This is a genomic window from Arthrobacter sp. SO5 (assembly GCF_020532805.1).
Lineage (GTDB): Bacteria > Actinomycetota > Actinomycetes > Actinomycetales > Micrococcaceae > Arthrobacter.
The window spans coordinates 82,283-95,316 of sequence record NZ_MQTQ01000041.1; the positions used below are offsets into that span (position 1 = coordinate 82,283).

Below are 13,034 nucleotides of genomic sequence, written 5' to 3' on the forward strand. Positions count from 1 at the left end.
AGGGCAGTTATGCCCGTTCCGGCGGGCGACTTGGTGGCGGCCGCCGTTGCGGAGGCAGCTCGGAAGGGTCCGTCGGTGTAAGGGTCAAACAACATATCCATGGTGTTAACAAGTCTAGGCGGTGCCGCTGACACCTCCGTCCGCCCGTCCGGCACATGCCCTCCCCTGCCCGCGGCCACTGGACATAGTGCCCACATGCCCACGCACCGCCGCCACCACAGAGCATGTCCCGCGGAGCTCCAAGCGGCCACTGAGCATGTCCAGTCGTGAGCCCGGGAAACGAGCATGTCCCGCGGTGCTGGGCGCTCACCGCCTGCAGCTAAGCGACGGAGCCGGACTCAAGCGCGTCGCGGAGCTGCCGGACCGCCGTCGTGCCTCCGGCGAGGAACCACTCGAACCCGTTGACCCGCACGACGTCGGCCGCGCCGCCGGCCGCGAGGACGATGGCCTTGCCCGGCAGCCAGTCCCATTCCGGGCAGCTGTGCTGGAACCAGCAGTCCAGGTCGCCGTCGGCCACCCGGCCGAGGTCGCAGGAGCCCGAGCCGAACATGCGCAACGACGCTGCCGAGGTCGCGGCGGCGTGCCACGGCATCGCGCACAGCGGGTCGGCGAGCCAGGTGGGATGGATGTAGGTGGCGGCACCGAGTTCTGACAAGGGTGTGTCGGACCGGCTGGCGCCCTGAACCTCACCCGGGCCGAAGGTGCTCAGCCGTACGCCGTTGAGTGTTGACGGCCTGTCCGTTCCGCCAAGCCAGAGCTTGTCCTCCTCAGGCTGGAAGATCCCGCCGAGCAGCACTCCGGATGAGTCCTTCAGGGCAATCGCGGAGCACCAGTAAGTGGAGCCGTGCAGGAAGTTGTAGGTGCCGTCGACCGGATCAATAACCCAGGTCCTGCCGCTGGTGCCTGTCACGGAGGCACCCTCTTCGCCGAGGATGCCGTCGTGGGGCCGGCAGCGCTGGAGTTGTTCGAGCACATAGGCCTCGGCCGCATGGTCCGCTGCAGTGACGACATCCGAAACCGACGTCTTTTGCCGGCCTTCCAGCCCGGCCTGGCGCATGAGCAGCGCCAGGGTTCCGGCCTCCCGCACGAGGGCCTCGGCGAGCTGGTAGTCATCCAGGTCGGGGTTGAGTTCAGCAGTGCTGTGCCGGCCGAGCCGGTGCTTTCCTAGTTCGGTCACGCGCTCCAGCCTATCGGTGGCCATGGGTCCGCGCACAGACAACCGTGAGCGGCCGGAATCGGGCCTGGAGACAATGGAGAACGGGCGATAATGGAGCCATGGCCAAGACACCAGCACAGCGGATCAAGAAGCACGGCGCCAACGCGGCCGTCCCCCAGCACCGGCTGCCGTCGGTGATCAATCCGAGCACGAGCCGGTCCCCGCAGAAGGCGCAGAGCAACAGCAACCTGATCCTGATTGCCGGCGTCGTCGCCAGCCTCTTCCTGTTCTGGTACCTCCACCTGCTCACCCTGAACCAGCTCACCCAGCTCTCCGGCGGCTTGCCCATGCCCGATTCGCAGTTCGGGGGCTTCGACCAAGGGTTCGTGGACCAGCTGCGCTCTGCCATGGACGCGGACGCCCGCGGGCAGCTCAACTATGTCCACAAGACCGCCGGCACGCTGTTCCCGCTGATTTTCGGCTTCACCTGGCTGCTGTTGATTGGAACGAATGTCGCCCGGAAGAGCCTACGCTGGGCCCTGTGGGCTGTCCCCGTCCTGTTTGCCGCCGTGCGGCTGTGGAGCAACTCGGCCATCGACACGATGCTCTCGGCGGACGCCGTCGACGCCGGCCAGGTGGCCTTGGCGTCGGCGCTCACCGTGGCAGGCTGGGTGCTTCTGGTCGTCAGCCTGCTGATTGGCGGCGCCGCGGTGTTCCTGGGCCGGAAGCCTGCACGCCCGGCCTCGCCCGCCGCGGGACATGTCCAGTCCTAGTTACGACCGAGGGACATAATCCCACTATGTGCATCCGCGGCGGGGCCTGGAGGGCATGCTCAGTGGTTCACACCGGGGGACACGCCGAGTCCTTGCAGCAACCAAAGGACATAGTGCCACTATGCCCAACGGGCACGGCGACCGGAGGGCATGCCCCCAGGAGGGGTGATCCGGGGTACCGTCGAAACGCTCCGCCAGCTGGGCTCAGAGCTCGTTTGCAAGGTATTCGAGGGCTAGGGCTCCCCGCTGCTGGGCGCCAGCCCTGTCGAAGTGACCAGCTGCCGCGAGCAAGTGCTGCTCCGCCGCTGCCGAGTCACCAATGGCTTTTTGCGCCCGACCTAGAAGGAGGCATGCTTCCCCCAATGTCTGGGGCGGCAGCCCGTCAGTGTCGCAGCAGACTTCTTCCAGGATCTCAACCGCAGCCGTCCAGTCGCCTGCCAGATAATTCCAATGACCGCGGTTCAACTTCTGCAACAGCATGCTTTCTTCGCTTCCGCCGATGACATCTGTCGCAAGCTCTGCTCGTTCGATGCAGCGAAGCGTCGCCGCATCGGCAACTTCAGCCGCCAGCCGCATGGCAGCCGAGGCGTTGTTGAATTTGGCCCAGACATGAAGATTTCTTGCTGGCGAAAAGGTAGTCGCGGCCAGCTCATGGTATTGGAGCCCGTCGGCTACTCTGCCACTAAGGAATGCTGAATTGCCTATCGCCCAGTAGGCCTTACCCAAGAGCTGATCGTCCACTTCTGCTGATATCACGTCGGCGAGGATGAGACTTTCCGCCCAAGCGTCGTCCACTTTGCCGCTTTCGCCCAAGGCCGCGACCAAAGCAAGCCGGGCAGTCACATTGATCTCAATATCGACTTCATCGGCGACCAGCTCTGCGGCTTCCCTGGCTTCGTCGGCCGCCCTTTCAAGAAGGCCGGCCCCCTGCCACGCCTTGGACAACATAATTCTGACGCGTGCGTGGAGCTGACCGCCGCCGACGGGTGGCGCGCTGAGTAGTAGAGATGCAACAAAAGCACACTGCTCGAACTCGCCGGCGGCGAGCAAACATTCGGCTTGGAAGAAGGTCATATTCCACCAAGAGTCGGGGTCGCCTTCGGCCACGGCTATTTCCGCCGCACTGCGCGCGCTTCCGGCAGCATGGCCGAAGTCGTGATTGGTCCACTGTTCCCGCGCGAGTAGCTCTGCTGCGACATACTGTGGCGAAACGGAATTTTGTTGCATGTGCTAATTATCCGTTGCGGCGGGACCGGAAACGTACAAGACATTCAAAAATGCCCCGCGCAGTATTTGCGCAGGGGCTTCGCAGGAATCCTGCCATAACATGTAGATTTTCGCCGCCCCGCAAATTGTTACATCACGGCGTGTCGATTGTCCCTATACTGAACTCGCACCACTCAAGTAACAACAGTCACTTACGTATCAGGAGCACTCCATGAAGAAGTCCATCGCGATCCTCCTTGCCGCCGGTGCGCTGGCTGCTGCGGGTGTCTCCGCAACGGCCGCGATCTCGGCAACCGGCGACAATTCAGAGCAGACTTCGGTCTCAGCTCCGGGCTGGTGGCCGGATCTCAAGCCCAGCGCAGCCCCGGGCTGGTGGCCGGATCTCAAGCCCAGCGCAGCCCCGGGCTGGTGGCCGGACGCCAAGCCAAGCGTCTAAAGTCGCCGCGACAACTGGAGTGGTGGGTATCGGAAAAGAATCCGATACCCACCGCTCTGGCTTTCCCGGGTTCCTCTTGCGTCCCGAAGACCGAAGCGCGGCCCCGCACTCAGCGGACGCTGATAAGCCGCTCGATCTCGCTGGCCTGCACGGGCCGGCTGAAGTAGTAGCCCTGGCCGCTCGCGCAGCCAAGCCGGGTCAGTTCGGCCGCCTGCTCCGCCGTCTCGATACCTTCGGCAACAGCCTTGAGCCCGCACGCGTGGATGAGGTGCAGCACGGCCTCGACAAAGTTGCTCTGCTCCACATCTGTGCCCAGCCCGTCAATCAGGCTCTTGTCGATTTTGACCACGTTGACCGGCAGTTTCCGCAGATAGCTGATGGACGAGTAGCCGGTGCCGAAGTCGTCAATTTCAAGCTGTACACCCAGTCGGCGCAGCCCGCTCAGGGAGTATTGGTCCACGTCCCCTCCGTTGACGGCCATGGACTCAGTCAGCTCGACAATGAGGTTTGCCGCGTCCACGCCGGTCTCCCGCAGGATGTCGCGGACATGTTCGATCAGGTCCAGGTTCTGCAGTTCAGTTGTTGAGACGTTGACCCGGACGTTGAAGCTGCTGTCCACGTTCAGCCTCAGCTGCCAGTCGCGAAGTTGGCGCACCGCGTTGCGCAGCACCCAGTGGCCCAGGTCCAAAATCATGCCGGTTTCCTCGGCAAGCGGAATGAACGAGTCCGGCATCAGGAGTCCGCGCTCCGGGTGGTTCCACCGCACCAGCGCTTCGACGCCTTCAATGATGCCGGTCGCGAGCTCAACCACCGGCTGGTAGTGCAGGGTGAGCTGGTCCTGGCGGATGGCTTCACGCATTTCCGTCACCATGGCACTCTGCAACCGCCGGGCATACAGCAGTGCGGGTTCGAACACCTTGATACTGCTGTGCGGCTGTGCCTTGGCGGCATACATTGCCGTGTCCGCCTCCATCACCAGTTCGTCGGCGGACTGGCCAGCTTCCGCGACGCGCAGGCCGATGCTGGTGCCGCACGTAATCCTCAGATCCCCGATTTCCAGGCTCTCGCCGAGCGCCTTGAGTATCCTGTTGGCCACCCGCCGGGCCCGGACGAGATTGGACTTGGGCAGCATGATCGCGAATTCGTCGCCGCCGAGGCGCGCGACGGTATCTGTTTCACGGACGGCGTCCTGCAGCCTTCGGGCGATCAGCCGGAGGACGTCGTCGCCTGCGCTGTGGCCCAGGGTGTCGTTGATGCCCTTAAAGGAATCGAGGTCGAGGATCAGCAGGGCCGGGGGCATTTCACCCCGGGCCGTCTCCGCGAGGGCGTGACTAAGCACCGAATTGAGCGCGGTCCGGTTGGCAAGCTGAGTCAGCGGATCTGTCAGCGCCATCCGCTCGAGCTCCACCTGGGCCTCGCGCAGCATGGCCGTGCGGCTCTCGACGCGTTCCTCGAGCTCCTGGTAGATGGTCTGCAGATCGTCTGCCATCAGGTTGATGCCGGCGATGACGGCGGCGACGTCGTCCCTCTTGCCGGAGGGGGGAATCCTGGTGGTCAGGTCGCCGCCTGCGATACGGACGATGCCCTCGACGAGCGCGTGAAGCCTGGGGTCCGGAGGATCAGTGGTCACTTGCGTAACGTCCTAACCACTCGACGGCGTCCGCCGCGGAGGTGAAGAATTCGGCCGGAATAGTCTCGGATCTGGACCGCAGGAGGTAGTGGGCGAAGACCCTGTCCACCGGACTTTCACCCACCAGGGCAAACGCGGAGGCCGCGATCGAGGTGGCAAAGACATGCCGGGCTTCGGCGCTGACGCCGACAACGCCGGTGATGACGAGCAGTGCAGGCATCCGGCGCCCGCCGGCCAGTGCCCGGACCGCTGCACCGGCGATCCGCGCCTCAGGACCCTGGATCTCCACGTTGGCCGGCAGCGTCACTTCGATGATCCCGCCGTCGAGCATCCGGACACCGACCGGCAGTGCCGCCGGAACGGCCGCAGCCACAACGGCAGCTGTCACAACGGCAGCGGTCACCGCCACGGACGGCACAACGCCGGCCCCGGGCACAACGCCGGCCCCGGGCACGACGCCGGCCCCAGGTCCGTCGGGGGTTCGCCCGTCGGGCCAGGCCAGGGCCTCAGTCGTCATCGGACGGCAATCCGACGGCGGCGGTCGGCAGAGCCGCGGAGATCACGGTTCAGCCGGCGGTCGCCATGATAGAGGATTGTTTCCCAGTCGATTTCCTCCGCTGTCTTGGGGATCACGGGGCTCTCCTTGACTTTCGCGGGCCGCGGGCTGACGTAGAGCCAGTTGACCATGCCAAGGAACGCATCCACTGCGGAGTTGAAGACTCCGATGTACGCGCGGATCGCGCCGGCGGCGAGGATCGCGTTCAGTGAGGCGAAGGCCACGTTGCCCCAGTTTCCCAACTGGGCGTCGCGCCAGACAGTCAGCAGGGAGAACGCCACGATGGCGTAGGGCGTCAGCACGTACAGCGCCGGCGCGGACGTGCGGTTCTTGACCTTCGGAGTGCGGGCAAACGGGATCTTGTCGCCGGTGACGGCCTGCTGCAGTGACTTGAGTACACCGGCCAGGTTCACGGGAAGCAGGACAAGGTTGAAGCCGTAGATCCGAAGGATGTCGCTGAAGCGGTGCCCGCAGTCGCGAAGGTCGCTTCCCATGGCCAGGAAGTAGGGCAGCGCGGCGAGGAAAACGATCGGGCTCAGCAGCCGGCTGTCGTACGGGTAGGCCAAAAGGAAGATCAGGCCGAAGCTCGCCCAGGCGATGGATGCCATGTAGTTCACCCGCAGCAGCACCTCGCGGAACAGGATGGCCCGGCGTTCGGAGCGGTGCTGGCGGAGCTGGGTCCACAGCTTGGGCAAGATCAGCAGTCCGCCGTTGGCCCAGCGCCTTCGTTGGACCACGAGGGAGCCGAAGTCCGGCGGGGTGGCGCTGTAGCTGAGCCGTTCCGGGTAGTTGACCAGGGTCCAGCCGTGCTGGCCGAGGTCGATGCTGGATTCGGTGTCCTCGATGACCGTGCGGTCCTGGATGTAGGTCCGGATCTCGAAGCCGCCGCTGCTCTCGACCTCGACAATGTCCTCCAGCGAACGTTTCCGGATGACCGCGTTGGCGCCGACCCAGAACGTGGCACCGTAGTACGTCATGCCCTGGTGCAGGATGTGCTGAATGTCCGTCGTGGCCCCGGCGATGCGTTCGATCCGCGTCGGTGCGCCGCGGAAAGAGGAGTACGGCGTCTGGGTCACGGCGACGCGCTCGTTGCCGGCCGATTCCAGGAAGTACACCAAACGCAGGCAGTAGTCGCGCAGCAGCAGCGAGTCGGCGTCAAGCGTCAGCAGATAAGTGGTGTCCGGAGCTTCCAGGACCGGGCCACGGCCTTCAAGTTCGACGCCGGGCGGCAGCTTCCGCAGGACCACACCGTCGGCTGTGGTTTCCTCTTTCCAGGAATGCCCCATGAGGGAGATGTAGGCGTTGAGGTTCATCGCTTTGTTGGCCTCGTGCGAGAGGCTCGCGTACTTCTTGCGCTCGAAGGTCTCCGTGGACACGTTGAAGATCCAGGTTAGCCGCAGGTACAGCTCCTCCAGGCGGGACCGCGGCGGGCACGCCTGCTGCACGGACGCCGCATTCAGTCCCACGAGCACCAGTCGCAGCTCGCGGGCCAGTCCCATGAGCACCAGGTCCACGAAGAACTCATCCACGTGGTCCTCGACCTGCTCGGCGGCCGCCATCGCCTCCAGCCAGCCGGCTGCGGCCTCGTACTCTTCAATGAGGAGGCCCAGTTCGGCGGCGTCACTGCGGACACCGGCCGTGGCACGGCGCCGGAATTCCGCCACAGCGGCATTGCAGCGTTTCGCCGGTGCGTCCATGGCCGCGGCGATCTCCGCCGTCAGGGCCCGGGTTTTGTCCAGCCGGGCGAGGGTTGCGGGGTCCGCAGGGTACGGCGGATCATCCAGCAGGAGAACGACTTTGAGATCAGGGAATTCCTGCAGGGCAGCCGACCACAACGTGGCACGCACAACCTGCGGTTCCTCGGCATAGGAGGGCACCAGGACGGTGATGCCGTCGGCGTAGTCGGCGAAGTGGCGATCCAGTTCTCCGCGGGGAACCCGCTGGTGGTCCCGGAATCGATAAAGCGCCCCTTGCCTAGCCATGAGGTACATGAGTGCCGAAAATGTCAGGAATGTTACGACGACGAGATAGGAAACCGTCTCGAATTGAAACCGAAAACCCGCATTCGGGTTATCCGCCAGTTCCTTCAGGATTGTCGAAACAACGTAGCTGATCCAGGCAAGTACCGTCGTGAGAATACCCAGCCGGCCAAGGATGATCTTGCGCCGCGAAGGACGCGGATGGACGATCGACAGCGGCTCGGACCGCCGCTCAGCCCCCCATTGACGGCGCCGTGCGGCACCTTTTTGATCGGCTGTGACGATTTCTGCATCAAGGCGCGGCAAGACAAGCTGATCAGACATTAGTCCCCATAGACGGCAAAGTCGGCTTTTCGGCGTGCGCTTATGTCAAATCGCGCACGATGCACCGGAATGTTCCGGTGAGTGCCCTTATGATAATGCAAGGACAGGCCGTTTCCGGACAACAGACACCCCGGAAATTACTCGAACTGATCCCGATGGCCGGCGCATGACCGGCAGTTCACTAATGACATAAGGGGGCCCTGTGTCCGAAAGATTCCCAGGCCGCAAGTTATCGCTGGCCCGGCTGGGCGTACTCACGAGCATCGCGATCGCCGCCACAATCGGCGCAGTGGGTGCCTGGGGCAATTTCCAAGACGTCCGGGCGGCCGGGGCCATCCCGTCCATTTTCTCCGGCTACGTAGATGTCACGGCGACTCCGCGGTACGCCTTCGAGGCACCGGTCTCCAAGGAAGCCCAGAATGTCCTGCTGTCCTTCATTGTGGCGGACGGCAAAGACGGCTGCGCGCCGAGCTGGGGCGCCGCGTACTCCCTGGACGGTGCCGGCTCGGCTCTTGACCTGGACCGGCGGGTGGCCCGGCTCCAGCAGCTGGGCGGGGCCGTGTCGGTCTCCTTCGGCGGACTGATCAACAGCGAATTGGCCACCAGCTGCACGGACCCGGTCCGGCTCGAGGCTGCCTACCGCGCCGTCGTCGACCGCTACAACGTCAGCAGCATCGATCTCGACATTGAGGGTGAAGCACTCGGGGACGTCGCTTCCCTGGACAGGCGCTCGGCGGCGATCGCGGCGCTGCAGCTGGACCGCCGCCGCGACGGCAAGGACCTGAGCGTCTGGCTGACGCTTCCGGCCGACCCGAACGGGATGACGACGGCGGGCACCGAGGCGGTACGCCGGATGATCGCGGCCGGCACCGATCTCGCGGGAGTCAACGTCATGACCATGGACTACGGCGGAAGCAAGCTGCCGGGCCGCTCGATGTATGAGAACGCCGTCTCGGCAGCCGAGGCCACCCACGGGCAGCTCACCACCTTGTACAAGGCGGCGGGCAGCGAGCTGGGCAGCGGGACGGTATGGCGCAAGGTTGGCCTGACCCCGATGATCGGCCAGAACGACATCGCGGGCGAAATTTTCACCCTCCAGGACGCGCAGGAGCTCAGCAGCTATGCGAGCACCAAGGGAGTGGGCCGGTTGTCCATGTGGTCCCTCAACCGCGACCGCACCTGCAGCCCGAACTACCCCGACGTCAAGCAGGTCTCTGACGGCTGCAGCGGCGTGGAGCAGGGGTCACCGAGCTTCGCGACGATTCTCGGCGCCGGCGTCAGCGCCCCGTCCGCCGATCCGGCCGCGTCTGCGCAGCCGACCTCGGCTCCGGCCGTTACGGACGATCCGTCCACCAGCCCGTTCCCGGTATGGAGCGAAGCCGCCGCGTACACGGCCGGCGAGCGGATCGTCTGGCACTCCAACGTTTACGAGGCCAAGTGGTGGACCCGCGCTGACACCCCGGATGATCCGGTACTCCAGGGCGCGGCAACGCCATGGCGCATCATCGGCCCCGTACTGCCCGGCGACAGGCCGACCACCCAGCTCACCGCACCAGCCGGTACCGCGCCGCAGTGGCAGCCGGCAACCGTCTACCGCAAGGGTGACCGCGTGCTGTTCGAGGGCCGCGTCTTCGAAGCCAAGTGGTGGACCCAGACAGACAGCCCGGAAGCGGCGCTCCAGGGCTCGCCGGACTCGCCCTGGTCCAAGCTGCGGGACGAGGAGCTGCTCAAGATCATCGCGACGGCGTCCGCGTCCCCGACGGCTACGCCCAAGTAAGGCCCGTCCAACCAGCGCCCGTCAGGGCCGCAGCCGACAGGTTTTGTGGCCGTGGAGAAACCCTTTTCTCCACGGCCGTCAGCTGCGCTGCGCCCTGGCAATCTTCCGCGCGGCCAGCGCAAGCCGGACGCGCTGCGCGACGACGAGGCCCACTGCGGCCATGCCGACGGTGATGGGGTACCCCATGAGGCGCTCCAGGGTGCCGGGTTCCGGCACCCTCATCCCTGTCACGCCGCCCGTGATCAGGGCGGCCAGCGACACCAGTCCGCACGCCAGGATGAACCAGCCCAAGGGAGTCTGCCGGAGCCACAGCCAGCCCAGCAGCAGTAGGGCCAGCGCCCCGGCGGCGAAATACATGACGGCCCCGACACCATGCCACGCGGAGCCGGCGTCCTCGGGCACAAACCCCACCACCACGGTCCCCACGCCTGCCACGCCGGCGAAGACCCGTGCCGCGAGCGCCGCCCGCCAGGGCGCCCGGCTGGCGTGCCCCGGGACGAACCGAACGCCCGGCCGCGCGGCCGTACAGAGCAGGGCAGCACTAAGCAGCAGCGCTCCGACGATCATCCCGAGGCCCTGAACCACGAACGAGGCGTTCATCAGCAGGTGGGCGGGGGAACAGACGTCCCGGCCCTCGAAATCCCCGCAGCCCGTGGCGCCAAGATCGCTGATGTATCCGGTCCGGCGGCTGTACGGCGCGGCCCCCGCCCAGGCCCCGATCACAGCGGCCTCGGCGACAAAGTACTGCAGCACGCTGAGCTTGGCGAGCGCGCCCAGATAGAACCGGGTGGACGCGACGTCGGGGAGGTAGATGATGTCCTGGGCAGGCGCGGCGGCTGGTGCGGTCATGACAAGAGCGTAGTACGTGCCCTCACCTTGTATGCTTATATCCGTGTCCAAACGGGCCGGCCCGCGGCCGGCCACCGCGGATGCGCGCCCTCGTAGCTCAGTGGATAGAGCACGGCTCTCCTAAAGCCGGTGTCGTTGGTTCGATTCCAATCGAGGGCACTTGAACGCACCAGCGCCGGAAACTGCTCCGGATCTTGACCTTCGTGGCTACCTGCTGGGCATCTGGACCGTGGAACGCACCCTGCTGGACCGGGCCAACGGAACCCGCGGTACCTTCACCGGCGTCGTCAGCTTCACCCCGCTCGGTGGCGGGGATGTGCAGCACGGTACCGACGGACCGCACGACGGCGGTCTCCGCCTCCACGAAGAAGGCACCATCTCCTGGACCTCCTTCACCGGCAAGCCCTTCACCGGTCCAGCCACCCGCGACTACCTGCTGCGGGGCACCGAATCTCCGGAAACGATGGACATGTTCTTCCCTGACGGCCGCCCCTTCCACCGCATGGGCTTTGGCGCGCAGGACTGCCTCGCCCAGCATTGGTGCGACCCGGACACCTACCGCGTGAGCTACGCACGAACCGGCGCCGACGAATTCCGCTACCGCTGGGACGTGACGGGACCTGCCAAGGACCAAGTGTTGGATTCCGTCCTGCGCCGCCGGCACCCCGGGTCCCGCGGGTGAATCCGCTGATTGTGGTCTCGGCCGTCTGCGTCTTCGATGCGGCCGGGCGGCTTCTCACCGTGCGCAAGAAGGGCACGGACAAGTTCATGCATCCCGGCGGTAAGCCCGAGGCGGGCGAGAGTCCTGCCCAGGCCGCCGCGCGGGAGCTGGCGGAGGAAGTCGGGATCGTCCTGGCGCCCGAGGAGCTGGAGCTGCTGGGCGTCTGGTGTGCGGACGCCGCCAATGAGGCCGCGACGCAGATCCAGGCCACCGTCTTCACCGCCCCGGGGACCTGGAGTGCCCGCCCCCGTGCAGAAATTGCCGAAATCCGCTGGCTGGACCTCGCCGCGGACCTCCCGGATGATCTGGCCCCGCTGCTCACCGATCACGTCCTGCCGGCCCTCTCCGCAAAGTAGCAGCCGGCTCCCCAACCCGTTGTCTGGGAATGCGCCGAGGAGTACGGTTCGCGTATGGGCGGGGCCACGCGGGGCAATCGGCACCATGCCCGGGCCGGGTGGCCGCTTCCGGAACGTTCGATGGTCCCGTCCCGACGGGGAGGCGCAGGCCATGAAGAAGCAGTCGAAACTGGCGGCAATGGTCGGTGCCATTGCCGTTTCCGTTGCCGTGACGGTTGCCTCGTGCACCTTTGATGAGCCGCGACCGCCGACGCCGGCGCCCACGCCGCAAACCGTCACCTTGCGGATCGGAACGAATGACGACGGCGACGTCCCGACGCGGCGTCAAATCGAGGAATACGCCCGGCAGGTGAACGCCGCCTCGTCGGGAAGGCTGCTGGTCGAGCCGGTCTACAAGGCGGCCGGAGATGTCCCCCGCGACTGGGACCAGGCCGTGGCCCGGAAGGTGGTGTCCGGTGACCTCGAGATGGGCCTTATCCCCGCCCGCGCGTGGGACACCGAAGGGGTGACGTCGCTGCGGGCACTGAACGCGCCGTTCCTCGTGACTTCAGAGGCAGCCATGAAAGCGGTGGCAGCCCCGGCAATAGCAACGGAAATGCTGGCCGGACTCGATGCTATCGGGCTGTCCGGACTGGCGCTCTTCCCGGAGGGTCCCCGCTTCCTTTTTTCGTTCGGCGCTCCGGTTCTGGTCCCCGCGGACCTCAAGGGCGCAACCGTCCGGTCGCCGCGCTCCGCCACGAGCTATGCCTTGTTCTCCACACTCGGCGCCACCGCCGACGACCTTTCGTCCCAACAGATGACCGACCTCGTGGCCCGGGGGGCGCTGCGGGCGGCCGAATCCTCGTTCGCCTACGAGCCAACGCTGCCCAAGCCGTCGACGGTCACGGGCAACCTGGTCCTGTTCCCCAAGATCAACACCCTGGTGATCAACGCGGCCGTCCTGGCAGCCCTCAGCGCCAACCAGCAACGGATCCTCCGGGAGGCCGCCGAGATCACCAGGGAGTGGTCTGTGGCCCTGCTGCCCTCCACAGCCAATGACGCGAAGCAGTTCTGCCAGGGTGGCGGAACGGTCGTACTGGCTTCGGAGGCGCAGCTCGCAGGATTCAGGGACGCCGCGGCCCCCGTCTATGCAGAACTCGAAAAGGATCCCCCCACGCGGGCGCTGATCGCCAAACTCCGGACCATCGCGGCGGCCGCCCCGGCCCAGGCGCCGCCCGGCGCCTGCGACCTCGAACACCAATGACCGCGCC

General features: G+C 65.9%; 12 protein-coding genes and 1 tRNA gene. 7 read left to right on the forward strand and 6 right to left on the reverse strand.

Annotated elements, in window-relative coordinates; all coding sequences use genetic code 11:
- Positions 1–319: 319 nt before the first annotated feature.
- On the reverse strand, positions 320–1,177 hold the full coding sequence (locus tag BJG92_RS07640) for an inositol monophosphatase family protein (protein WP_232083424.1): 858 nt from the start codon (positions 1,175–1,177) through the stop codon (positions 320–322).
- Positions 1,178–1,275: 98 nt separating this feature from the next.
- Here BJG92_RS07640 and BJG92_RS07645 point away from each other — a divergent pair, with 98 nt between their 5' ends.
- On the forward strand, positions 1,276–1,929 hold the full coding sequence (locus tag BJG92_RS07645; protein WP_232083425.1) for a hypothetical protein: 654 nt from the start codon (positions 1,276–1,278) through the stop codon (positions 1,927–1,929).
- 204 nt (positions 1,930–2,133) lie between these two features.
- On the opposite strand, the gene BJG92_RS07650 is transcribed toward BJG92_RS07645, so the two are convergent.
- On the reverse strand, positions 2,134–3,156 hold the full coding sequence (locus tag BJG92_RS07650) for a hypothetical protein (protein ID WP_232083426.1): 1,023 nt from the start codon (positions 3,154–3,156) through the stop codon (positions 2,134–2,136).
- 211 nt (positions 3,157–3,367) lie between these two features.
- Here BJG92_RS07650 and BJG92_RS07655 point away from each other — a divergent pair, with 211 nt between their 5' ends.
- Positions 3,368–3,592 carry a hypothetical protein gene (locus BJG92_RS07655; protein WP_232083427.1) on the forward strand — a complete coding sequence of 75 codons (225 nt, stop codon included), beginning with the start codon at positions 3,368–3,370 and terminating at the stop codon, positions 3,590–3,592.
- Positions 3,593–3,701: 109 nt separating this feature from the next.
- Here the strand turns inward: BJG92_RS07655 and BJG92_RS07660 are convergent, their stop codons facing one another.
- The 3 genes from BJG92_RS07660 to BJG92_RS07670 are packed head-to-tail and all read right to left on the reverse strand — an operon-like array spanning position 3,702 to position 8,081.
- Positions 3,702–5,222, reverse strand: coding sequence for an EAL domain-containing protein (locus BJG92_RS07660; RefSeq protein WP_232083428.1), 1,521 nt, complete (start codon positions 5,220–5,222; stop codon positions 3,702–3,704).
- Positions 5,212–5,739 carry a hypothetical protein gene (locus tag BJG92_RS07665; RefSeq protein ID WP_232083429.1) on the reverse strand — a complete coding sequence of 176 codons (528 nt, stop codon included), beginning with the start codon at positions 5,737–5,739 and terminating at the stop codon, positions 5,212–5,214. The genes BJG92_RS07660 and BJG92_RS07665 overlap by 11 nt, the downstream gene beginning before the upstream one ends.
- Positions 5,736–8,081: a glycosyltransferase family 2 protein gene (locus tag BJG92_RS07670; RefSeq protein WP_232083430.1), complete on the reverse strand. Its 2,346-nt coding sequence runs from the start codon at positions 8,079–8,081 to the stop codon at positions 5,736–5,738. Before BJG92_RS07670 ends, BJG92_RS07665 begins: the two co-directional genes overlap by 4 nt.
- Positions 8,082–8,283: 202 nt before the next feature.
- On the opposite strand from BJG92_RS07670, the gene BJG92_RS07675 reads away from it, so the two are divergent.
- Positions 8,284–9,858, forward strand: coding sequence for a chitinase (locus tag BJG92_RS07675; protein WP_232083431.1), 1,575 nt, complete (start codon positions 8,284–8,286; stop codon positions 9,856–9,858).
- A 78-nt stretch (positions 9,859–9,936) separates the two neighbouring features.
- On the opposite strand, the gene BJG92_RS07680 is transcribed toward BJG92_RS07675, so the two are convergent.
- Positions 9,937–10,707, reverse strand: a complete 771-nt coding sequence (locus BJG92_RS07680) for a DUF998 domain-containing protein (RefSeq protein WP_232083432.1) — start codon at positions 10,705–10,707, stop codon at positions 9,937–9,939.
- 86 nt (positions 10,708–10,793) lie between these two features.
- Between BJG92_RS07680 and BJG92_RS07685 the strand changes: the two genes are divergently transcribed.
- The 4 genes from BJG92_RS07685 to BJG92_RS07700 all read left to right on the forward strand — a co-directional run bounded on the left by BJG92_RS07685 (position 10,794) and on the right by BJG92_RS07700 (position 13,027).
- Positions 10,794–10,866 (forward strand) — tRNA-Arg (locus BJG92_RS07685).
- Between the two features lies 1 nt (position 10,867).
- On the forward strand, positions 10,868–11,389 hold the full coding sequence (locus tag BJG92_RS07690; protein WP_232083433.1) for a DUF6314 family protein: 522 nt from the start codon (positions 10,868–10,870) through the stop codon (positions 11,387–11,389).
- On the forward strand, positions 11,386–11,784 hold the full coding sequence (locus BJG92_RS07695; RefSeq protein ID WP_232083434.1) for an NUDIX domain-containing protein: 399 nt from the start codon (positions 11,386–11,388) through the stop codon (positions 11,782–11,784). Before BJG92_RS07690 ends, BJG92_RS07695 begins: the two co-directional genes overlap by 4 nt.
- Positions 11,785–11,935: 151 nt before the next feature.
- The gene (locus tag BJG92_RS07700) at positions 11,936–13,027 is read left to right on the forward strand and encodes a TRAP transporter substrate-binding protein (RefSeq protein WP_232083435.1); all 1,092 of its coding nucleotides are present in this window, start codon (positions 11,936–11,938) and stop codon (positions 13,025–13,027) included.
- Positions 13,028–13,034 lie beyond the last annotated feature (7 nt).

Excerpts from the sequence above, each read along its gene's own strand:
- BJG92_RS07655 (WP_232083427.1), top strand. The coding sequence starts at position 3,368 with ATGAAGAAGTCCATCGCGATCCTCCTTGCCGCCGGTGCGCTGGCTGCT.
- BJG92_RS07700 (WP_232083435.1), top strand. The coding sequence starts at position 11,936 with ATGAAGAAGCAGTCGAAACTGGCGGCAATGGTCGGTGCCATTGCCGTT.
- BJG92_RS07670 (WP_232083430.1), bottom strand. The coding sequence starts at position 8,081 with ATGTCTGATCAGCTTGTCTTGCCGCGCCTTGATGCAGAAATCGTCACA.
- BJG92_RS07665 (WP_232083429.1), bottom strand. The coding sequence starts at position 5,739 with ATGACGACTGAGGCCCTGGCCTGGCCCGACGGGCGAACCCCCGACGGA.
- BJG92_RS07645 (WP_232083425.1), top strand. The coding sequence starts at position 1,276 with ATGGCCAAGACACCAGCACAGCGGATCAAGAAGCACGGCGCCAACGCG.
- BJG92_RS07680 (WP_232083432.1), bottom strand. The coding sequence starts at position 10,707 with ATGACCGCACCAGCCGCCGCGCCTGCCCAGGACATCATCTACCTCCCC.
- BJG92_RS07650 (WP_232083426.1), bottom strand. The coding sequence starts at position 3,156 with ATGCAACAAAATTCCGTTTCGCCACAGTATGTCGCAGCAGAGCTACTC.